Annotated in this window: 19 protein-coding genes; 10 read left to right on the top strand and 9 right to left on the bottom strand. The window is 64.0% G+C overall.

Features of this window, described 5'->3' with window-relative positions; translation table 11 throughout:
- Nucleotides 1-304 precede the first annotated feature (304 nt).
- From B0I00_RS16320 to B0I00_RS16310, 3 genes are read right to left on the bottom strand one after another with little or no spacing between them, the layout of a single operon-like run.
- Complete coding sequence (locus B0I00_RS16320) at nt 305-1,996, bottom strand: FAD-dependent oxidoreductase (RefSeq protein WP_100868470.1); 1,692 nt, start codon at nt 1,994-1,996, stop codon at nt 305-307.
- Nucleotides 1,989-2,762 carry a sugar phosphate isomerase/epimerase family protein gene (locus B0I00_RS16315; RefSeq protein WP_198519283.1) on the bottom strand — a complete coding sequence of 258 codons (774 nt, stop codon included), beginning with the start codon at nt 2,760-2,762 and terminating at the stop codon, nt 1,989-1,991. The genes B0I00_RS16320 and B0I00_RS16315 overlap by 8 nt, the downstream gene beginning before the upstream one ends.
- Before the next feature lie 31 nt (nt 2,763-2,793).
- Complete coding sequence (locus B0I00_RS16310) at nt 2,794-3,453, bottom strand: TetR family transcriptional regulator (RefSeq protein ID WP_100868468.1); 660 nt, start codon at nt 3,451-3,453, stop codon at nt 2,794-2,796.
- A 142-nt stretch (nt 3,454-3,595) separates the two neighbouring features.
- Between B0I00_RS16310 and B0I00_RS16305 the strand changes: the two genes are divergently transcribed.
- The 5 genes from B0I00_RS16305 to B0I00_RS16285 are packed head-to-tail and all read left to right on the top strand — an operon-like array spanning nt 3,596 to nt 10,636.
- Complete coding sequence (locus B0I00_RS16305) at nt 3,596-6,082, top strand: TonB-dependent receptor (protein WP_100868467.1); 2,487 nt, start codon at nt 3,596-3,598, stop codon at nt 6,080-6,082.
- A gap of 23 nt (nt 6,083-6,105) precedes the next feature.
- Nucleotides 6,106-6,603 carry a hypothetical protein gene (locus B0I00_RS16300; RefSeq protein WP_198519282.1) on the top strand — a complete coding sequence of 166 codons (498 nt, stop codon included), beginning with the start codon at nt 6,106-6,108 and terminating at the stop codon, nt 6,601-6,603.
- A 58-nt stretch (nt 6,604-6,661) separates the two neighbouring features.
- Entirely contained in the window at nt 6,662-7,543 is an 882-nt protein-coding gene (locus B0I00_RS16295; protein ID WP_100868466.1) for a shikimate dehydrogenase, read from the top strand.
- Complete coding sequence (locus B0I00_RS16290; protein ID WP_100868465.1) at nt 7,540-9,402, top strand: bifunctional sugar phosphate isomerase/epimerase/4-hydroxyphenylpyruvate dioxygenase family protein; 1,863 nt, start codon at nt 7,540-7,542, stop codon at nt 9,400-9,402. Before B0I00_RS16295 ends, B0I00_RS16290 begins: the two co-directional genes overlap by 4 nt.
- Before the next feature lie 13 nt (nt 9,403-9,415).
- Nucleotides 9,416-10,636, top strand: coding sequence for an MFS transporter (locus B0I00_RS16285; RefSeq protein WP_157812611.1), 1,221 nt, complete (start codon nt 9,416-9,418; stop codon nt 10,634-10,636).
- A 45-nt stretch (nt 10,637-10,681) separates the two neighbouring features.
- Here B0I00_RS16285 and B0I00_RS16280 read toward each other — a convergent pair whose 3' ends face one another.
- Genes B0I00_RS16280 through B0I00_RS16260 form a run of 5 tightly spaced genes read right to left on the bottom strand, consistent with a single transcriptional unit; the run spans nt 10,682 to nt 14,690 of the window.
- Nucleotides 10,682-11,638 carry a Gfo/Idh/MocA family oxidoreductase gene (locus tag B0I00_RS16280; protein WP_100868463.1) on the bottom strand — a complete coding sequence of 319 codons (957 nt, stop codon included), beginning with the start codon at nt 11,636-11,638 and terminating at the stop codon, nt 10,682-10,684.
- Nucleotides 11,635-12,477, bottom strand: a complete 843-nt coding sequence (locus B0I00_RS16275; protein ID WP_100868462.1) for a class III extradiol dioxygenase subunit beta — start codon at nt 12,475-12,477, stop codon at nt 11,635-11,637. The genes B0I00_RS16280 and B0I00_RS16275 overlap by 4 nt, the downstream gene beginning before the upstream one ends.
- Before the next feature lies 1 nt (nt 12,478).
- A complete protein-coding gene (ligA, locus tag B0I00_RS16270; RefSeq protein ID WP_100868461.1) occupies nt 12,479-12,883 on the bottom strand; it encodes a protocatechuate 4,5-dioxygenase subunit alpha in 405 nt (134 codons plus the stop codon).
- Nucleotides 12,880-13,899 carry an amidohydrolase family protein gene (locus B0I00_RS16265; RefSeq protein ID WP_100868460.1) on the bottom strand — a complete coding sequence of 340 codons (1,020 nt, stop codon included), beginning with the start codon at nt 13,897-13,899 and terminating at the stop codon, nt 12,880-12,882. The genes ligA and B0I00_RS16265 overlap by 4 nt, the downstream gene beginning before the upstream one ends.
- Entirely contained in the window at nt 13,896-14,690 is a 795-nt protein-coding gene (locus B0I00_RS16260; RefSeq protein WP_100868459.1) for a DUF1932 domain-containing protein, read from the bottom strand. The genes B0I00_RS16265 and B0I00_RS16260 overlap by 4 nt, the downstream gene beginning before the upstream one ends.
- Before the next feature lie 114 nt (nt 14,691-14,804).
- Here B0I00_RS16260 and B0I00_RS16255 point away from each other — a divergent pair, with 114 nt between their 5' ends.
- Together B0I00_RS16255 and B0I00_RS16250 are read left to right on the top strand one after the other, a co-directional pair.
- Nucleotides 14,805-15,230: a protocatechuate 4,5-dioxygenase subunit alpha gene (locus B0I00_RS16255; protein WP_232730320.1), complete on the top strand. Its 426-nt coding sequence runs from the start codon at nt 14,805-14,807 to the stop codon at nt 15,228-15,230.
- A 24-nt stretch (nt 15,231-15,254) separates the two neighbouring features.
- Entirely contained in the window at nt 15,255-16,094 is an 840-nt protein-coding gene (locus B0I00_RS16250; protein WP_100868458.1) for a class III extradiol dioxygenase family protein, read from the top strand.
- Nucleotides 16,095-16,098: 4 nt separating this feature from the next.
- Here B0I00_RS16250 and B0I00_RS16245 read toward each other — a convergent pair whose 3' ends face one another.
- Nucleotides 16,099-17,250 (bottom strand): LysR substrate-binding domain-containing protein, encoded by a 1,152-nt coding sequence (locus B0I00_RS16245; RefSeq protein WP_100868457.1) that lies wholly within the window; start codon nt 17,248-17,250, stop codon nt 16,099-16,101.
- Between the two features lie 105 nt (nt 17,251-17,355).
- Between B0I00_RS16245 and ligK the strand changes: the two genes are divergently transcribed.
- The 3 genes from ligK to B0I00_RS16230 are packed head-to-tail and all read left to right on the top strand — an operon-like array spanning nt 17,356 to nt 19,953.
- On the top strand, nt 17,356-18,027 hold the full coding sequence (gene ligK, locus B0I00_RS16240; RefSeq protein ID WP_100868456.1) for a 4-carboxy-4-hydroxy-2-oxoadipate aldolase/oxaloacetate decarboxylase: 672 nt from the start codon (nt 17,356-17,358) through the stop codon (nt 18,025-18,027).
- Nucleotides 18,020-19,078, top strand: a complete 1,059-nt coding sequence (locus B0I00_RS16235; protein ID WP_100868455.1) for a 4-oxalomesaconate tautomerase — start codon at nt 18,020-18,022, stop codon at nt 19,076-19,078. The genes ligK and B0I00_RS16235 overlap by 8 nt, the downstream gene beginning before the upstream one ends.
- A complete protein-coding gene (locus tag B0I00_RS16230) occupies nt 19,075-19,953 on the top strand; it encodes an amidohydrolase family protein (RefSeq protein ID WP_100868454.1) in 879 nt (292 codons plus the stop codon). Before B0I00_RS16235 ends, B0I00_RS16230 begins: the two co-directional genes overlap by 4 nt.
- The last annotated feature ends 35 nt before the right edge of the window (nt 19,954-19,988 follow it).

Below are 19,988 nucleotides of genomic sequence, written 5' to 3'. Positions count from 1 at the left end.
CATCTCCCTGGAGTGTTCGTCCGCACCAACCGGCGAGAATTCATTGCGAACGAATCCCAACGCGATTTTGGCAAGCGCGCGACCCCGATTGGAAAACCAGTTCGCACGGATTAAGTTCCGCTTCGCAGTTCCATCTGCCCCAAAAAACAGCGCAACCTACTCCTAGGCGTCAGCAATGGCTGAGGAGCGATGGCGGTGACATGCAACCGACCGGGACATCGAGGACTTCATTCCGTGGCAGATCTCTGCGCGCTGGGCTGACCGCTTTAACGTCCGAACTCCGCCAAGTGGAAACCAGTTCGCCTTAGACTGATGCTACCTGCGCGCCTGCTGCGTGCAGGGCAGCGATGTAGCCGAAGCACATTGCCGGGCCGAGGTTGATTCCCCCTGCCGGATAATGCCCGCCCATCAGACTGGCGGCGTCGGCTCCGGCGGCATAAAGTCCGGCGATTTCAGTGCCAGTCTGGTCGAGGACCTGCGCGGCGCCGTTGGTGCGCAGGCCTGCGAAACTGCCGAAGCTGCCCGGGATCACCTCAACCGCGTGAAAGGGGCCGTGCTCGATAGGAGCGACGTTGGGGTTGGGGCTGCGGTCCGGATCGCCCTGATAGCGGTTGTAGGGTGTTCCTCCGCGGCCGAATTCGGGATCCAGTCCCTCGCGCGCACCGCGGTTGTAGGCATCGACGGTATCGAGCAAAGCGCGCTCGATTCCGCAGAGCCGTGCCAACGCTTCGACAGATCGGGCCGATTTCAGGTATCCGGTTCTGCGCCAGTGGCTGGCTGGCACCGGATCGGGCTTCACGATGCCCAGGCCCCAGCGGCGTAGAAAACGGTCGTCGCAGACGAGCCAGGCGCGAGGCGCGTCGCCTTCGGCCGTTGCGGAAAACAGGGCGTCGATAAAATCGTGATAGCCGTTGGCTTCGTTCACGAAGCGGCGGCCGTTCTGGAGGACTGCGATCACGCCCGGTTTCCCGCGTTCGACAATGTGCGGGAAGACGCCGCAGGTTCCGTCCGGCCACGTCACGCGCGATACCGGGCACCAGGCGCCGGTTGCCGCCACCTCGGTCGAAAGCGTGCCGCCGATGGCCTGGGCGAGGGCGGCGCCGCTGCCGTCCGCTTCGGGCACGGTTAGCGTTTCGTGCAGGGCCGGGTGCGGAAACAATCGCGAACGCCAGTCCGCAGAAGAGGAAAAGCCGCCGGTCGCGAGGACCACGCCTTTGCGCGCGATGACCGTCGGGCGACCCTCGGCCGATGCCAGGCGAGCCCCCACGACCCGGCCATTCCGCGCGATCAAGTCGACCGCCGAAGTGCCGGTCAACCAGCGCACTGCATGCCGGTCGCCCAGTTCGAACAGCCGGGCAATGAGCGCCACGCCGTTCACGAGGTGCATGGCGCGTCCTGTGGTCAGCAAGTCGCGCAGGTGCAGCGCGACGCGCTTCGCGGCGTGAAACGCAGAGCCTGCCTTGCGCGTCGCGGTCAGGAAGGCCGCCAGATCGGGTCCGGCCTGGATCGGCATGCCGGCAAAGGCGGTTTCGCGCTTGGTTTCCCGTAACAGGGCGATGCGCTTGCCGAGCCGGCGGGCGTCGAACCGTGCCGCGATGAGCGAACGCCCGCCTGTACCCGCGCCGGGCCGATCCCCGTAGATGTCGCAGATCCGGTTACCCGCTTCGAACACGAACCCGTGCTCTGTCAGGAAATCGACCATGTCCGGTGCGGCGGAAAGAAACGCATCGATCCGCTCCGGGTCGAAGCGATTGCCGAGAACGTCGGCAAGATAGGAACGGGGCGCGTTGAGCGGTTCGTCGATCCCGGCGGCACGAGCAAGTGCGTTGCGCGGCAACCACATCCAGCCACCCGACCATGCGGTCGTTCCGCCCAGCACCGCTGCCCGTTCGGCAACGATCACGTCCAAGCCCTTGATCGCGCCGGTCACGGCTGCGCACAGTCCCGCGGCACCCGACCCGATGACCAGCAGATCGCATTCCAGGGCTTCAGGCATCGGCGTGCAGTAACGTGCGCGCTGCGTCGAACGCCATCCGGGCCCGCTCCTGCGCCGTCACGCCGGCGTCGCGGAGCCGGTCGGCCGGCACTTCCAGGCTTATCGGCAGACCTGGAAAACGTGCCAGGAGGGTCGGCAGATCAATATCGCCTTCGCCCGGGAACAGACGGTTCGATCGCGCCTCGTCGAGAATTGCATCAAGATCGGGCACTGGGCCCGCAATGTCGCAAAGCTGCAGGTACGCGACGTCAGGATCGCGGTCGGCAAGATCGGAAGGCGAACTGCCGGAACGAGCAAGGTGGAAGGCATCGATGAGCAGGGCGGCCCCGCGGACATCCTCTATCCGCGCCCGGGCGGCGGCAAGGTTCGGGCTGCAGGTCCAGGGCATGAACTCCAGACACGGCGTGACGCCGGCAGGGCGGGAAAGCTCGGCCAGCTTGGCGAGACTGGCGCTGCTGCGGACCGGATCGGGATCGTTGTCCGCGACGAGCAGCAGTCGGCAACCGAATTCTTGCGTGAAATCAATGACCGCCTGCATCGCGTCCCAGTCGATCGCATCGGTCAGGCGCACGATCTCGCAGTCAAGCACGCCGATGCCCTCGCCATCCAGCAGGGCGCGCAATTCTGATCGCAGGTGCCGATCGGACAGAATGGCAGTGTGCGGTTCGACCGGCGTCGCGGCCACCGGACGCAGGCCGACGTGGGAGTAACCGCAGCGCCGAGCGATCCGGACCTGTTCAAACGGACCCGCTTCGAGAACGGTCAACGCCGCAAGCGAAATCGCCCGTTCTGCAAAGTCAGGCACGGCAACGGCACAGCATCGTGGTGATCAGCTCTTCGCGCTGCCTTTCCACGAAGTCCTTGTCGGTCATGTCGATCGCGAAAACGGTCCCGAAGGTGTGCCGGTTACCGACGAAGAAGAAACTGAACGCACTAATCAGCAGGTGGAAGGTCAGCGCGTCGATGTCGCTGCGAAACAAACCCTCGGCGACCCCGCGATCCAGAATCCGCTTGGTTTTGGTCAGGACCAGGTGACGCTGGCCGGAATGGTCCATCGCCTTGGCATGACGCGCGTTGTCGAGATTTTCCGACATCAGGATCCGGATCGTGTCGGGATTGGCAAGGTGCACGTCGAAGGTGTTGCCGACCAGCAGGCGCAGCGCCTCCACAGGTTCGAGCAGATCGTAATCCACTGCGTTCTCGGCCGATCGAAACCCTTCGTAGGCGCGTTCGAGAACGGCCGAATAGAGACCGTCCTTGCTGCCGAAGTAGTAGTAGATCATGTGCTTGCTGGTGGCGGTGCGGGCGGCGATTTCCTCAACCCTGGCGCCGAACAGCCCTTTTTCCGCAAACTCCTCGGTCGCTGCCAGAAGGATTTCGTCACGCGTAGCGTCTGCGTCGCGAACCTTGTTGCGCCTGCGCCGCGGCGCTCGCCCGATAGATGCCTCTACTCCCATGTTGCAGGCGCTTTATCCAATGCGGCGGAACCTTTCAATAACATTCCAACCAGAATGTTTGTTGTTGACATACCAAACGGTCAGTTTATTAGGAGCGCGGTGATGCCGGCGCCTGACCGGCACGTTTTGAGGGGATAGCCAGATGGCCGATTATTCGCGCATTTCCATGATTTCGCTCAGCGTTGCGCTGGCCTCGGTGGCTACGCCATCGTGGGCGCAGACGGCTCCTGCAGGGGATTCGGCGGTTGAAGCGCCGACAGACGAACTTGCCCCCGGCGAGATCATCGTGACGGCGAACAAGCGCAACGAACGGCTTCAGGACGTGGCAGTTTCGGTGCAGGCAGTCGATGGCGAGACCCTGGCCAACCGGGCGATCACCACGCCCAAGGACTTTGGCCAGATCTCTCCGACGCTCAACTTCCAGGCTGCCGACGAGGCGCGCCTTTTCAACTTCTCGATCCGCGGCATCGGCACCGAAAGCTTCTCGGTCGGCGTCGAACCGTCGGTCTCGACGATCGTCGACGGCGTCGTCTACACCCGCGTCGGCTCGGTTTTCGACGGGCTGGGCGATCTGGAACGGGTCGAAGTCCTCAACGGGCCGCAAGGCACGCTTCAAGGCAAGAATGCGTCGGCCGGTGCGGTCGTGATCACCACCGCGGCGCCCAACCGCGATCGCTTCGCCGGAAAGGCCGAAGCGGGCATCGCCGAGCATGGCGAATACCTTGGCAACCTGATGCTGACCGGTCCGATTACCGATCAGCTCGCGTTCCGCGTCTTCGGTTACTACCACACCGAAGACGGCGTCGTCCGCGACATCAAGACCAACAAGACGATCAACAACTCCGAATCCTATGGCGTGCGCGCCAAGCTGCTGTGGGAGCCGATCGACGGTTCGACCATCACCCTGGCGGGCGACTGGAGCAAACGGACCGCTGACTGCTGCGGCGAACCGATCCGTATTGCCGCGGCATCGGGCAACGTCACGGCCGCCTTTACCGGCACGCCGGTCGGCCCGGACAACACCTTCGTCAACTTCGATACCCTGCAGGAAGGCTATCAGAAGAACCGCGGCGTCTCGCTGACCGGGGACTTCGGCATCGGCGACCATTCGCTGACGACGATCACCGCCTATCGCGTCTACAACGACTTCGCGATCCGCGACCGTGACGGCACCAACGCGCCTTTCGCGGGCGTCACCCCGACGGAACTGTTCCGCGCCACCAATCCCGGAATCACGCCGGCGGCGGCGCTGACCCTGATGGACAACCTGCTGATCAACCCGCTCAGCTTCTCGTGCCGCACGACCACGCGCAGCACGACCGAGCCGGTCTGCGGCGAAAGCCAGAGCTACGAGTTCAACAAGACCTTCACGCAGGAAGTCCGCCTGACCTCTCCGACCGGTGGTCTGATCGACTACGTCGCCGGGCTATTCTACTACAACGCCCTGACCGGCCGCGACCTGACCATTGCCGGGGTGCGCTCGAACATCGCGGGCAACGTGACCTTCCCGACGCCGACGACCGTGGTGGTCAGCCGCGACACGGCCTACGTTCTGGCCGACATGCAGGCGCGGGTTCGCAACATCAACTACGCCGCCTTCGCCAACGTCAATGTCCACCCGACCGATCAGCTGACCCTCACCGGCGGCATTCGATACGTGCGTGACGAGATCGAATTCGATCTGCACAAGGTTACCGGCCCCAACGGCGACCACATCGGTTCGCCCACCGGGGTGAATCCGGCCGGCCAGGTGGCGCCGGGTGCAAATGCCGGCACCCCGCAGTTCAACGCGTTCCGCAGCTATGGCAACGATCACGTGCTTGGCCGCGTAACCGCCAAGTACGAGTTCACGCCCGACGTCATGGCCTATGTGTCGTGGGCCCACGGCTACAAGGGGCCGGCGGTCGATGCCGACATCTTCGTGACCCAGGCCGGTTTCGACAATACGCCGGTCGCTCCGGAAACGTCGAAGGCCTGGGAAATCGGCGTCAAGTCGCAGTTCCTCGACCGCCGCGTCACGGTGAACCTCACCGGCTACAGCACGACCTTTTCGGGTTACCAGACCTCGTCGCAGGGCACTGACGGCTCGGGCCCGCCGGTCCTGCGCTCGGCCGGCAAGCTGTTCACCAAGGGCATCGAAGGCGAAATCGTCGTCCGTCCGATCGATGGGCTGCGACTGTCGGGCAACTTCCTGTTTTCCGACAACAAGTTCGGCGACCTGTTCCTCAGCGCGACCAACAACATCAAGGGCGGAAACCCGCTGAACGCGCCGGAGTCGAAGTGGACGATCGTCGGCAGCTACGATTGGATGATGGGTGATTTCGGGATCAACCTGAACGCCAACTACACCCATACCGGATCGACCCTGTTCACGAACCTGGCCGATGCTACCAACCCGAATTCGATCTGGATCCGCCATCCGTTCGGTGTCGCAAACGCCGCCCTCAACGTCACGCTCCCCGGCGAAAACATCAAGGTCGGCCTCTACGTGAAGAACCTGTTCGACGAACACTATGTTGCCAGCTTGCGCCGCATTTCCGGCTCGGTCGGGGGCGGTGGTGCCGTGGCGCAGGCCCTGCCTCGGGACTTCGACCGCTATGTCGGGGGCACCGTTTCGGTCAAGTTCTGAGCGGCAGGCTGAGGAGGTTCGCCATGACCCGGAACAAGCGTGAACTGCTTCGCGCGGGCATCCTTGGCGGCCTCCTCGGAGGGGTGGTGATCTGGATCTACGAGGCCATGGTATGGGTCGGGATCCAGCACCTCCTTCCGCTTGCCGGCATCCCGCGCAACGCCGTGGGATTGGTGTTTGGCAAGGCCGTCCAGGACCAACTCGGAGCGATCAGCTATGGTCTTGGGACCGCGATCCATTTCGGTTTCGCAGCCGTATGGGGGGCCTTGTTCGCGCTGGCCTGGCCCGGATTGCGCCGCCGCGGCTGGGAAGCGACCTTTGCCGCTCTGCTGATGGCGCCGCTGCTGTGGATCGTAATGCACGTGGCGATTGCCGTGGTCGGTGACGATCACCCCGACTATCTCGATCCGGTGGTCGTGATCGGCGGGTTTCTTTCGCACCTGTTCTACACGGTCCCGATGGCGTTGTGGGTCAAACGAACGACCGGCGAGGCCGAGACTTTCGGTAAGGTTCCACACTGACTGCGGGAGAGCCGCTCGCGACTCTCCCGCTCTTTTCCTGAATGGTGCAGTCACGGCGATGAGCGATATTGGCAGCCATGTGGTGGGACTGATCGGGCGCGGGATCGCTGCGAGCCGGTCGCCGCGCATCCACGAGGATGCAGGCCGCGGGCTGCAGATCCCGCTCGCCTATCGGCTCGTGGATTTCGCCGCCCTTGGGCTGGGTGACGAGGAGTTGCCCCGGATCGTATCGTTGCTGCGCGGCATCGGCTTTTCCGGCTGCAATGTGACCTTTCCCTTCAAGCAAGCGGCCTTGGCGCTGTGCGACAGCCTGAGCTCTGATGCTGCCACCCTGGGTGCGGTAAACACCTTGGTGTTCCGCGACGGAACGGTCCGCGGCGAGAATACCGACTGGGTCGGTTTCTCGTGGATGATCGAACGCGAAATAGGGGACGTCCGAGGCGCGATGGTGGCCCAGGTCGGAGCGGGCGGTGCCGGATCTGCGACGGCCTATGCCCTGGCTCACAAAGGCGTAAAGGAACTGAGGCTGTTCGATCCGGACAGCAACCGGTCGGCCGAACTTGCCAATCGGATCTCCACGGCGTTTCCGGAGTGCCGCCTGACAGTTGCCGATGACGCGGCCGAGGCAATCGCAGGGGCGGCGGGCGTCGTCAACGCAACCCCCATCGGCATGGCCAGCCTGCCGGGAGTGCCGTTCGATCCTGCCTTGATGCACGGGGACCAATGGCTCGCCGATATCATCTATTTCCCGTTGCAGACCCAGTTGCTTTCGGCCGCGAAGGCGAACGGGCAAAGGGTTGCCAACGGGGTGTCGATGGTTATCGGCCAGGCGGCCGAAGCCTTCCGGCACTTCACCGGACTAACGCCCGACCGCGAACACATGTTAGCCCGGATGCTCGGCGTTCTTGACGCCGAACAGCATCCAGGAGCAAGGACATGAAGACTTCCATCGCGACCGTTTCGCTCAGCGGAACACTTGTGGAGAAGCTGGCCAGCATCGCCGATCGCGGCTTCGACGGTGCGGAGATCTTCGAGAACGACCTGCTGTCGGCGCCGCAATCGTCGGCGGAGATTGGCCGCGTCATGGTGGATCTTGGCCTGGCATGCACGATCTTCCAGCCTTTCCGGGACTTCGAAGGGCTGCCACCGGAGCTGTCCGAACGCGCTCTTGAACGGATGCGCCGCAAGTTCGCGGTGATGGACGATCTCGGCACCGACCTTGTCCTGCTCTGTTCGAACTGTTCGCCAGAGGCGAGCGGCGAACGCAACCGGTTGGTCGACGACCTTGGGCGCATCGCGGATCTGGCGGGCAAGCATGGCAAGCGCATCGCCTACGAGGCGCTGGCCTGGGCGCCGCATACAAGCGATCACCGCGATGCCTGGTCGTTGGTCCGCGACGTGGATCATCCCTCGCTCGGGCTGTGCCTCGACAGCTTCCATTCGCTATCGCGCCAGATCCCATCGTCGAGCATAGGCGATATTCGCGGCGAGAAATTGTTCATCGTTCAACTGGCCGATGCTCCGCGGCTCGACATGGACCTGCTTAACTGGAGCCGGCATTTCCGCTGCATGCCGGGGCAGGGCGATTTCCCCCTGGCTGAGTTTGCCGCCGCGATCCGCCGTATCGGTTATGAAGGGTACTGGAGTCTCGAGATCTTCAATGATCGCTTCCGCGCCGGTTCCGCTGGACAGGTTGCCCGCGATGGCCTGCGCGGTCTGCGCGTGCTCGAAGACCAGTCCAAGCGCCTGGCCGGGCTGCCGCCCAGCCTTACGGCGCCGGTCGAACCGCAGCATGTCGAGTTCATCGAATTTGCGGCCAGCCATGCCGAAGCGCAGGAGTTTTCGCGCTATTTTGCCGCGCTGGGGTTTGTCGAGGTCGGACGGCACCGGTCGAAGTCGGTCGTCCGTTGGCGCCAGGGCGACATCAATCTTGTGATCAATTCCGAACCCGAAGGCCTCGCCCACTCCTTCGACATCGTCCACGGGGGGTCGGTTTGCGCCATCGGTCTTGCGGTGAACGACCAGCAGGCCGTGCTGGAGCGAGCTGGCGCCCTCGACGTGCAACGCTTCGAACAGCCCGTCGCGCCCGATGAATGGGCCATCCCGGCCGTGCGCGGCATCGGCGGCAGCCTGTTGTATCTCGTCGACGGATCATCGCGCGAGGCGATGTGGAATAGCGAGTTTCCGGAACCCGTCAGCGCAAGCCAGCCGCGGTCCGACCTCACCAGGGTCGATCACATCGCGCAGACGATGCAGTATGAGGAATTCCTCAGCTGGCTGCTTTACTACACCGCGCTGTTCGACATGACCAAGACCCCGCAGCTGGAGATCGCCGACCCCATGGGCATCGTCTACAGCCAGGCGGTCGAAACGCCGTCGCGCGGGGTTCGCTTCACGCTGAACGGATCGATGGCGGCGAACGCTCTGTCGAGCCGCTTCATTCACAATTATTTCGGCGCCGGTGTGCAGCATATCGCCTTTGCCAGCAGCGATGTGTTCGGCGCAGCCGAACGTGCCGCCGAGGCCGGCCTGCCGATGCTGGAGATCGGCCCCAACTACTACGCCGATATCGAGGCGCGCTTCGCGCTCGACCCCGCATTGGTCGAACGCATGGCCCGGCTTAACATCCTCTACGACCGCGATAAGGACGGCGAATACTTCCAGTTCTACAGCCGGGCGGTGGCCAAGCGCGTGTTCTTCGAAGTGGTCGAACGCCGCGGCTACGATGCATACGGCGCGACCAACGCCACCATCCGCCTCAACGCCCAATCACAACACCGCGAACCGGCGGGACTTTGACAGGATCCATACGATGGCAATCGCTCCTACCGTTTCTGCCGATGACACCCAGCAAGGGGAGTGGACGCGCGAGACGGCCATGATCGTGATCCTGTGCTTCATCCTCAACATGGTTGACGGGATGGATGTGCTTATCGTCTCGTACATCGCGCCGGGGCTGCAGAAATCGTGGGGCGTTTCGCCCGCCGAACTGTCGATCGTGTTCAGTGCCGGGCTGGCCGGCATGGCACTGGGTGGACTAGGCCTGGCACCGATGGCGGACCGGTTCGGGCGCAAGCGGATGATCATGGTGGCGATCGGTCTGATGGCGATCGCGATGTACATCAGCAGCCACGCGACTTCGGTGTCGCAATTGGCGGGGATCCGTTTCTTCGTGGGGATCGGGATTGGCACGGTGCTCGCCTGCATCGCGGCGATCGCGGCGCGCGTTGCGCCTCTCAAGCACCGCAACTTCGCCGTCGGCGTGCTGCAGGGTGGTTATCCGATCGGGGCGATGATCACCGGGTTCGTCGCGGCCTGGGCCCTGCCGATCTATGGCTGGGAAGCCATGCTGGTCGCTACCGCGGTCGTATCGGCGATCTTCGTGCCGATCGTCTATTTCGTCCTGCCCCATTCGGTCACCGCCGCGCCCGAAGGCGCCAAGCACACACTGGCGGAAACCGTCGCCGGTCATCGCCGCAAGGCCTCGCTGCTGCTGTGGATGACCACGATCTGCGGGTTCATGGCGCTTTATTTCATCACCAGCTGGATCACCAAGCTGGCGATCGAGGCCGGCCTGCCCGAGCGCAACGCCCTTATAGCCAGCTCGATCTACAATTTCGGGGCCTTTGCCGGCACCTTCGTCGGTAGCGTCGCTGCAACGCGCATGAGCGTTCATCGCCTCTGCGGCGCCTTGCTGGGTGCGGCCGCGATCGTCTTCCTGGTGTTTGGCGGCGTTGCGATGCCGCTGATCGGTGTGCTGATCACCGCCTTCCTGATGGGCATCACCCTGCAGGGCGGGTTCAACCTCGTCTATCCGATTGCGGCGCAGGTTTACCCCGATGCGGTGCGCGCCACGGGGATCGGCTGGGCCTTCGGGATCGGGCGGATCGGCGCCTTTACCGGGCCGATCGTGGGCGGCTGGGCGCTGTCGCAGAACTGGCCGCTGGTGGCCGTGTTCGGGATCTTCGTGGTGCCGCTGGCCATCGCGGCAATGGGCGCGCTGGCCGTCGGCAGGCTTCACCGCGCCAACTGATTGCGGCGCACAGGCGGCGGCGCCCGGCGCCGCCGCCACGGCATTTCAGGACCAGCCGTCCTGCCGGTCGAGATCGGCGGCCAGCTGCCCGATCACGCGATAACAATCGAACACCTGTTCGACTGAGGAATTGGGCTGACGGCCTTCCCGGATCGCGGCGATGAACTCGCGATCCTGAAGCTCGATCCCGTTGGTGGAGACGGTGACGCCGGCAAGGTCGATCGGCTCTTCCTTGCCGTTCACCAGGTCGTCGTAGCGCGCGATGTAGGTCGCTGTATCGCCGATGTAGCGGAAGAACGTGCCGAGCGGCCCGTCGTTGTTGAACGACAGCGACAGCGTGCAGATCGCGCCGCTTTCGCTCTTCAGCTGGATCGACATGTCCATCGCGATGCCAAGTTCAGGGTGTTTGGGCCCTTGCATCGCATGGGCCTGGACGATTCGCCCGGCCTGATAGGCGAACAGGTCGATCGTGTGCGCCGCATGATGCCACAGCAGGTGATCGGTCCATGACCGCGGCTCGCCCTTGGCGTTGAGGTTCTTGCGGCGGAAGAAGTAGGTCTGGACGTCCATCTGCTGGACGGCGAATTCGCCCGCGACGATCCGGTTGTGGACGTACTGATGCGATGGATTGAAGCGCCGGGTGTGGCCGACCATGCAAGTCAGGCCCGTTTCCTTCGCCTTGGCGACTACCGCCTTGGCATCGGCCAGGCTGTCGGCCAGCGGGATTTCCACCTGCACGTGCTTGCCCGCGTCCATGCAGGCTATCGCCTGGGCGGCGTGCATCTGGGTCGGGGTACACAGGATGACCGCGTCGATATCGTCGCGCGCCAAGGCCTCGGACAGGTCGGTGGTCGAATGACCGACGCCGTACTTTGCCGCAACCGCGGCGGCCTGATCGGCCGATCCGCTGATGATCGAGACGACTTCGGCACCGGCGATGTTCGTCAGGCCGTCGAGGTGCTTTTCGCCAAAGGCTCCGGCGCCGGCAAGCGCGATTCTCATGCTTCGGGTTCCAGTACGATGTGGCCGATGGCCGTGTTGCTGCAAGGGATGTGGTAGTGTCGGTGGAGCAGACGCGTCTTGCGGCCGAGCGCGCCGCGCATGATCAGCCACATGACCATTTCGATGCCTTCGCTGCCGGTTTCGCGCAGGTATTCGATATGCGGGATGCCGCGCGCTTCCTGGCTGTCGCCGATCAGCAGGTCCATGAACCGGTTGTCCCACTCGCGGTTGAGCAGGCCCGCCCGTGGTCCCTGAAGCTGGTGGCTCATGCCGCCCGTGCCCCAGATCTGGACGTTGAGGTCTTCCGGGTAGCTTTCAACTGCACGCGCGATCGCTTCGCCCAGTGCCCAGCAGCGGTTGCCCGAGGGTACGGGATAGGTAACGACGTTGACCGCCAGCGGTATCACCTTGACCGGCCACGCGTCCGGCGTGCCGAACATCATGGACAGAGGAACGGTCAGGCCATGATCGACATCCATCTCGTTGATGATGGTCATGTCGAAGTCGTCGAGGATCAGGCACTGCGCGATATGCCAGGCCATGTCGGCATGGCCGACGACATCGGGCACAGGGCGCGGTCCCCAGCCTTCGTCGGCTGGTTTGTAAAGTTCGCCGCAACCGATCGCGAAGGTGGGGATGATGTTGGCATCGAAGGCAGAGGCGTGATCGTTGTAGACCAGGATCACGACGTCCGGTTTCGTCGCCTTTTCCCATTCGCGGGTCCAGTCGTAACCGGCGAAGATCGGGCCAAAGTAGTCGTCGCGGGTCTTGCCCTGATCGACCGCTACGCCCAGCAACGGGACATGGCTCGAGCCGACCCCGGCGGTGATGCGCGCCATGTCAGTAACCCCCCTTGATCGAGCGGTTGCCGCCCGGTAGCCGCCCGCCTTCGAGCATCATCTGGCGATATTGTTCGAAGGTCATGTCGGTCATCGTCGAACAGGCTTCGGCAAAGGAAATGCCGTCGGTCGAAAAGATCTTGGACATGAAATAGATGTTCCCGCCCAGATCGAGCATCCGGTTGTAATCGCGGGAAAGCACGGCGTCCTTCTGCTCGTCGCTGAGTTTCCATTGTTCGAGATAGGCGCGCTCGTCCGCCCTCCACCGCTCGCGGTTTTCCTCCTTCATCAGGCTCATCGCGAACTGGTTGAGGTGGTAACCCTTGCGCGCTCGCGCGGCGGTGTAGATGCGGGTGCCCGGAATGTCCTCGAACTCGGCGAGATATTCGTGGATGTCCTGTTTCATGATCCTCTTGCCTTGAGCTGGGCGTCGAGCCGCGGGAACACCCGGCGGGCGTTGCCTTCGAAGATCGCGTGCCGTTCCGCATCGGAAATGTCGAGCGCGTCCACATAGCGCTTGGTGTCGTCGAAATAGAAGCCGGTCATCGGATCGATCCCCCGCACCGCGCCAACCATCTCGCTGCCAAACAGGATGTTCTTGTTTTCGATGACGTCAGCCAGCAAGTCGATCCCCGGCTGGTGGTAGACACAGGTATCGAAAAACACGTTGTGCATCAGGTGGCTCGACAGATCGGGCTTCTTGAGCATGTCGGCCAGGCCCCGATAGCGCCCCCAGTGATAGGGCACGGCGCCGCCCCCGTGCGGAATGATGAAGCGCAAGTTCGGAAAGCGGCCGAACAGGTCGCCTTCCAGCAATTGCATGAAGGCGATCGTGTCGGCTGCGATGTAATAGGCGCCAGTCGCGTGCATCGCCGGATTGCAGCTTCCGGAGACATGAATCATCGCCGGCACGTCAAGCTCGCACATCGTCTCGTAGAATGGGAACCAGTACGGGTCGGTAAGAGGCGGATGCCTGAAGTGACCCCCGCCGGGATCGGGGTTGAGGTTGCAGCCGATGAATCCCATCTGCTCGACGCAGCGCCGCAGCTCGGCAATCGAACTGGTCATGTCCGCCTCGGGCGATTGCGGCAGCATGCAAACTCCGGCGAACACCTCGGGATAGAGGCCGACTACGCGACCGATCAGATCGTTGCAGACCTGGGCCCATTTCACCGCGACCGACTGGTCGCCGACGTGCGGTGCCATGGCGCTGGCGCGGGGCGAGAAGATCGTCATGTCAGCGCCGCGTTCCCGGATCAGGCGAAGCTGGTTGGCCTCGATCGTCTCGCGGATCTCGTCGTCCGATATCGCGGGGTAGGGCGGGGCATCGACTCCCGCCTTGAACGCTGCCTTCTGTTCCTCGCGCCAGGCGTCGTGGGCCTTGGGCAGGACGGTATAGTGGCCGTGGCAATCGATGATCATGCGGGTGTCTTTCCTGCCGCGTCGCGCTGACGCTTGATGGTGCCCTGGGTCATCACGGGCTGTACGCCGAGCGCGAGGAGCGTCCTGGCGCTTTCCTCCATTTCGGCGGCGCGGCGCGCGCCATGGGTGGTCATGCGCTCGATATTGTAGGCGGCTCGTACCGGCCAGGGCTGCGCCTTCTCGCTGGCGTCGAGCGAGGCGAGCACTTCGTCCTCGACTTTGGCCGCGCGGGCGGCTGCCATCATTTCATCGGTCAATGCCTCGACCCCCTTGACCATGACGGAGCGGATCATCTTTATCGCGCTGGCCCTGCCGATCTCGGTTCCGACCACCCGGATATTCGTGAAGCCCAGCGCGGCAAGGCGACTTTTCGTCTCATCGGCATCGGCCCCGGAAAGAAGCATCGGGACGGTCAGGCGTGCGGGTTCGACCGGGGCCAGCACGGCGACATCGACGTAGCGACCGCCCGCCGCCTGGATCGCGTCGGCCGCGCTCCGCTTCGTCTCCGGCGCTACGGAGTTCATGTCGCACCATATCGCATTGGCAGGGAGATGCGGTGCTGCAGCTTGTGCCGCAACAAGCGCCTGGTCAGCGGTAACCAGCGAAAGGACAAGGTCTGCCTCAGAAACGGCGCGTTCGACACAATCGTCGTGCTGCACGCCCAGATCAGCCATCGCGCGGGCGCGGGCCGGAAGGATATCGAACGACCGAGCGCGACCGGCCCATCGCGCCGCGCGTGAGAAGGTCGACGCGGCCTCGCCAAAGCCGATGAGAGTGACGTCCGTATGCACGCGTTCTCCCTGACCCGTTCGGCATCGATCAACAAATCGAAAGGTGCCCAAAGATATAATATGATGCTAATTGTGTTTCAAAGACAGAGCCGGGGAACGAGCCGTGCGGGCAATTTGATCGAGATCAACGCGGCAGCGCTGCTTTGCCGGAAATCCTTTGCGCGAAGGAGACCTGCGATGACGATTGCTGCGATGATCGGGAAGCCCGGCAAGCCGATCCCCGGTACCACGCTGTTCGACGGCGAGGCCGCACGGAAGGGCTACGCGCTGAACGCAATGTGCTATTCATTCAACGAAGCAGCGAACCGGCAAGCCTTCCTCGCGGATGAAGAGGGCTACTGTGCCAGGTACCGCCTGACTCCCGGGCAGAGGCGGGCCGTCGCCGAACGCGACGTGCTGGGGATGATCGCAGCGGGTGGCAACATCTATTACCTTGCGAAGCTTGCCGGGATCTTCGGCCTGAACGTGCAGGACGTCGGCGCAATGCAAACCGGAATGAGCGTTGCGGCGTTCAAGCAGATGTTGCTCGATCAGGCCTGAAGAACCGAACGAAGGAGACAAGCCATGGCGGAAGTCGTCGGCGCCTATTTCACCAGTCACGTCCCCTCGATCGGTGGAGCGATCCACCGGGGGGCGCAGGACGATCCCTACTGGAAGCCGTTCTTCGACGGTTTTCCGCGCGTTCACGAATGGCTCGCCGAAATGAAGCCCGACGTGGCCGTGACGTTCTCGAATGATCACGGGCTCAATTTCTTCCTCGACAAGATGCCCACCTTTGCGGTCGGCGCGGCCGAGGAATACCACAATGCCGACGAAGGCTGGGGTCTGCCGGTGTATACGTCGATGAAGGGCCACCCTGCGCTCAGCTGGCACGTCATAGAGCAGCTGGTCGCGGACGAGTTCGATCCCGTGACCTGCCAGGAAATGCTGGTCGACCATGCCCTGTCGATCCCGTTCGAACTGGCTTGGCCGGGCGCCGACCAGTGGCCGGTGCGGGTCGTGCCAATCGGGATCAACACCGTCCAGCACCCATTGCCTTCGGCCCGGCGGTGCCTGGCCCTTGGCCGATCTGTCCACCGCGCGCTCCAATCCTGGCAAGGCGCCGAACGGATCGTGATCATCGGGACCGGGGGCCTGTCGCACCAGCTCGATGGCGAACGGGCCGGGTTCATGAACCGCGAATACGATACATTCTGCATGGACAAGCTTGCTGCAGAACCCGACGCCCTGACCCGCGATTCGATCCACGAAATCGTCCGCCAGGCCGGCACCCAGGGCGTCGAGGTGCTCAACTGGATCGCGGCCCGTGGCGCTCTGGGGCCCAGCGCCCGGGAAATTCACCGCAACTACCATATCCCGATCTCGAACACCGCGGGGGCAACGATGCTGCTCGAACCGGCCTGACCGCTCAGCCCATTTCGGCCGCGACAGCGTCGAGATCGGCCATGAACTCACGCTGGACCTCGGTAAGTCGCCACGATGCACGCGTCGTCACCCCTATGGTGCGGCCAAGCTCGGGAGGAAGGTCGGCGATCCTTGTCAGCCAGCCCGCTTCCAGTTCGACCGCGAGCTGGTCAGGCGACAGCATCGTCAGGAAATCGCTGTCGACCAGGATCTGGCGGATCATCATGACCGATCCGGACTCGATCGGCACGCTGGGCGGTTCGACACCGGCGACCGCGAAAAAGCGGTCGAAGCTGTCGCGCAGCGGCGCTCCCTTGCTGGGCACAGTCCACGGATATGCCGCAAGGTCTGACACGCCCGCCGGACCGGCGGCGAGGGGGTGGCCCTTGCGGCCGATGACAGCCGGCAGATCGGTGAACAGCGGTTTCTGCACCAGATCGGCTTCGAGCAGCGGCTCGCGCAGGGCGCCGACCATGAGGTCGAGCGCGCCATTGCGCAGCGGCTCGACCAGTTCGGCGCGCGATCCTTCGGCAATCGCGATCCGCACTTGCGGGAAACGGCGCAGGAAGCGCGTGACCGCCGCGGGCAATATGCGCGCCCGCGACAACGGCATGGCGCCGATCGCGATGCGGCGCGTCTCGCGGCCCTTGAGCGCTTCAAGCTCGGCGAGTCCGGTTTCCAGTTCGACCCGCGCCAGCCGGAACGACCGGGCCAGCGATGCGCCGGCATCGGTAAGCGCCACGCCCTTGCCGCGGCGTTGCACCAGTGTTCTGCGCATCGCCAGGGAAAGATCGTTCACGGCCCGGTGCAGCGAAGGCAGGGAAAGACCGGTGAGCGCGCTTGCCCCGGCGTAGCTTCCCGCGTCGGCGAGGGCGAGCAAGGCACGCAACCGGGCCATCGTGACATGCGGGCTGGCAATATGGCCCATCGCCGCTTCGATACGTGGGATCAGGGCATCGGCGGCCCGGGTCGCCGTCATGCCGTCGAAGCGCCGTTCGAACAGCGGCAAGCCGATCTCCCGCTCCAGCCGTGCTAAGGCCTGCGTTATGGCGGGCTGGGTCAGAGCGACAGCCTGCGCCGCCGCATTGATGGTGCCTAGTCGCGCGATCTGCGCGGTTGCGCTCAAGTGACGGAGGTTTAGGTCCCAGACTTGCATCAACCAATCTTAGCGAAAACTAATTGCCGGGTCACACATTCTCTTTCCCTATCCACGGCGCCTCGGGCATCACCAATCTTCGAATTGCTGACAGGAGAGCGGGCGATGGGTGTTGTGGTGCAGAAAATCGAGCGTGCCGCGCCCGAGGTGGTCGACGGTCTCGCACGCTGCGGCGTGGCGACGGTCCACGAAGCCCAGGGGCGCACCGGCCTGCTCGCCAGTTACATGCGCCCGATTTACTCCGGCGCGCGCATTTCCGGCAGCGCGGTGACGATCAGCGCGCCTCCCGGGGACAACTGGATGGTTCATGTCGCGATCGAACAGCTCAAGGCGGGTGATGTGCTGCTCCTTGCACCGACTTCTCCGTGCGAGGACGGATACTTCGGCGATCTGCTGGCAACCTCGGCGCAGGCGCGGGGATGCCGCGGCCTGATCATCGATGCAGGCGTGCGGGACGTGCGCGACCTGACTGAGATGCAGTTTCCGGTCTGGTCGAAGGCGATCTGCGCGCAAGGTACCGTCAAGAACACGCTGGGATCGGTCAATGTCCCGGTCGTCTGCGCCAATGCCCTGGTCAACCCCGGGGACGTAATCGTGGCCGACGACGACGGTGTTTGCGTGGTGCCGCGCGCCAGGGCAGCCGAAGTCCTTGCCGCAGCACAGGCGCGCGAGGCGAACGAAGGCCAAAAGCGCGAAAAGCTCGCGTCCGGCGTACTCGGGCTCGACATGTACAAGATGCGCGAACGTCTCGAAAAGGAAGGCCTCAAATATGTCTGACGGCGGCGTACGCTGCATGTGGATGCGGGGGGGCACGTCGAAGGGAGGCTATTTCCTGAAGGACGACCTGCCCGGCGATCCGGCCGCGCGAGACGCACTTCTGCTCGCCATCATGGGCAGTCCAGATCCGCGCCAGATCGACGGGATGGGCGGGGCTGACCCGCTGACCAGCAAGGTCGCCGTGGTCAGCCGATCGGAGCGCGACGGCATCGACGTGGACTACCTGTTCCTCCAGGTGTTCGTGGACCAGGCAATCGTCACCGACGCGCAGAACTGCGGCAATATCCTGGCTGGGGTCGGCCCCTTCGCGATCGAACGCGGGCTGGTAGCGGCACGCGGGGACCAAACCCCCGTGACCATCTATATGGAGAACACCAGACAGGTCGCAGTCGCGACCGTGCAGACCCCTGGCGGAACCGTGACCTACGCCGGCGATGCCGCGATTGATGGCGTGCCGGGATCTCACGCCCCGGTTCCGACCGAATTTCGCGACACGGCCGGTTCGTCCTGCGGCGCCCTCCTGCCGACCGGAAACGCGGTCGATGTGGTCGAAGGCGTGCCGGTTACCCTGATCGACAACGGCATGCCCTGCGTCGTCATGAAGGCGGCGGATGTTGGTATCACCGGTTACGAGGATCGTGACTGGCTAGACGGCAATTCCGAACTGAAGGCACGGATCGAAACGATCCGCCTGGCCGTAGGCGAGCGGATGAACCTGGGCGATGTCCGCGAAAAGTCGGTGCCCAAGATGATGCTCGTGGCGCCGCCTCGCGGCGGCGGGGCGGTGACTGTCCGCAGCTTCATTCCCCACCGCGCCCACGCCACGATCGGCGTGCTGGGCGCCGTCAGCGTTGCGACCGCCTGCCTGATCGAAGGGTCGCCTGCCGCCGACGTGGCCGTTGTCCCTGAAGGGCAGCGCAAGTCGCTTTCGGTCGAACATCCCACTGGCGAGATGACCTGCGTTCTCGAGACGGACGAGAGGGGGGCTGTTGCAAGCGCCGCCTTGCTGCGCACGGCGCGCAAACTGATGGATGGAGTGGTGTTCGCATGAGCGACCGGATCACAAGCTGGCACGCGGCGCCGTCGAAGCCGCGCTACACGCCGCCTGCGGGGGCCGTCGATGCGCATTGCCACGTGTTCGGGCCGATGGCGCAGTTCCCGTTCAGCGGCAAGGCCAAGTACCTTCCCGAAGACGCCGGACCCGAGCAGCTGTTCGCGCTGCGCGACCATCTTGGCTTCGATCGCAACGTTATCGTCCAGGCAAGCTGCCACGGCACCGACAACGCCGCCACGCTTGACGCGATTGCCAGGTCGAACGGCAAGGCTCGCGGCGTGGCAGTGGTCGATCCGGCGATCGGAAAGGCCGAATTGCAGAAACTGCACGATGGCGGCATCCGCGGTATCCGGTTCAACTTCTTGAAGCGCCTTGTCGATGACGCGCCCAAGGACAAGTTTCTCGAGGTTGCCAGGCATCTTCCGCAGGGGTGGCACGTCGTGATCTATTTCGAGGCCGATATTCTTGAAGAGCTTCGTCCTTTCATGACCGCGATTCCCGTTCCGTTGGTGATCGATCACATGGGGCGCCCTGATGTGTCGCAAGGCACCGATGGCCGCGACATGAGGGCCTTCCGCGCTCTGCTCGAGACGCGCGACGATATATGGTTCAAGGCGACCTGCCCCGATCGGCTCGATTCCTCAGGCGATCCGTGGAACGATTTCGCAAGGTCGGTCGCGCCGCTGGTCGCCGACTACCCCGACCGCTGCTTGTGGGGCACGGACTGGCCGCATCCCAACATGCAGGATGCCATCCCGGACGATGGTCACCTCGTCGACATGATCCCGCGCATAGCACCGACTGCAGACCTACAACGGCGGATGCTTGTCGAAAATCCGGCGCGGCTTTACTGGGCCGACAAGGGCACCTGACGGTTTCGCCGGAAACTTTTCACCTGGAAGCGGCT

The sequence above is a fragment of the Novosphingobium kunmingense genome, assembly GCF_002813245.1.
GTDB lineage: Bacteria > Pseudomonadota > Alphaproteobacteria > Sphingomonadales > Sphingomonadaceae > Novosphingobium > Novosphingobium kunmingense.
This window is presented reverse-complemented; position numbering and strand designations above follow the sequence as displayed.

What these genes read in the sequence shown, in the direction of transcription:
- B0I00_RS16320 (WP_100868470.1), bottom strand. Translation starts at nt 1,996, where the DNA reads ATGCCTGAAGCCCTGGAATGCGATCTGCTGGTCATCGGGTCGGGTGCC.
- B0I00_RS16310 (WP_100868468.1), bottom strand. Translation starts at nt 3,453, where the DNA reads ATGGGAGTAGAGGCATCTATCGGGCGAGCGCCGCGGCGCAGGCGCAAC.
- B0I00_RS16305 (WP_100868467.1), top strand. Translation starts at nt 3,596, where the DNA reads ATGGCCGATTATTCGCGCATTTCCATGATTTCGCTCAGCGTTGCGCTG.
- B0I00_RS16300 (WP_198519282.1), top strand. Translation starts at nt 6,106, where the DNA reads ATGACCCGGAACAAGCGTGAACTGCTTCGCGCGGGCATCCTTGGCGGC.
- B0I00_RS16295 (WP_100868466.1), top strand. Translation starts at nt 6,662, where the DNA reads ATGAGCGATATTGGCAGCCATGTGGTGGGACTGATCGGGCGCGGGATC.
- B0I00_RS16290 (WP_100868465.1), top strand. Translation starts at nt 7,540, where the DNA reads ATGAAGACTTCCATCGCGACCGTTTCGCTCAGCGGAACACTTGTGGAG.
- B0I00_RS16285 (WP_157812611.1), top strand. Translation starts at nt 9,416, where the DNA reads ATGGCAATCGCTCCTACCGTTTCTGCCGATGACACCCAGCAAGGGGAG.
- B0I00_RS16280 (WP_100868463.1), bottom strand. Translation starts at nt 11,638, where the DNA reads ATGAGAATCGCGCTTGCCGGCGCCGGAGCCTTTGGCGAAAAGCACCTC.
- B0I00_RS16275 (WP_100868462.1), bottom strand. Translation starts at nt 12,477, where the DNA reads ATGGCGCGCATCACCGCCGGGGTCGGCTCGAGCCATGTCCCGTTGCTG.
- ligA (WP_100868461.1), bottom strand. Translation starts at nt 12,883, where the DNA reads ATGAAACAGGACATCCACGAATATCTCGCCGAGTTCGAGGACATTCCG.
- B0I00_RS16265 (WP_100868460.1), bottom strand. Translation starts at nt 13,899, where the DNA reads ATGATCATCGATTGCCACGGCCACTATACCGTCCTGCCCAAGGCCCAC.
- B0I00_RS16250 (WP_100868458.1), top strand. Translation starts at nt 15,255, where the DNA reads ATGGCGGAAGTCGTCGGCGCCTATTTCACCAGTCACGTCCCCTCGATC.
- B0I00_RS16245 (WP_100868457.1), bottom strand. Translation starts at nt 17,250, where the DNA reads ATGCAAGTCTGGGACCTAAACCTCCGTCACTTGAGCGCAACCGCGCAG.
- ligK (WP_100868456.1), top strand. Translation starts at nt 17,356, where the DNA reads ATGGGTGTTGTGGTGCAGAAAATCGAGCGTGCCGCGCCCGAGGTGGTC.
- B0I00_RS16235 (WP_100868455.1), top strand. Translation starts at nt 18,020, where the DNA reads ATGTCTGACGGCGGCGTACGCTGCATGTGGATGCGGGGGGGCACGTCG.
- B0I00_RS16230 (WP_100868454.1), top strand. Translation starts at nt 19,075, where the DNA reads ATGAGCGACCGGATCACAAGCTGGCACGCGGCGCCGTCGAAGCCGCGC.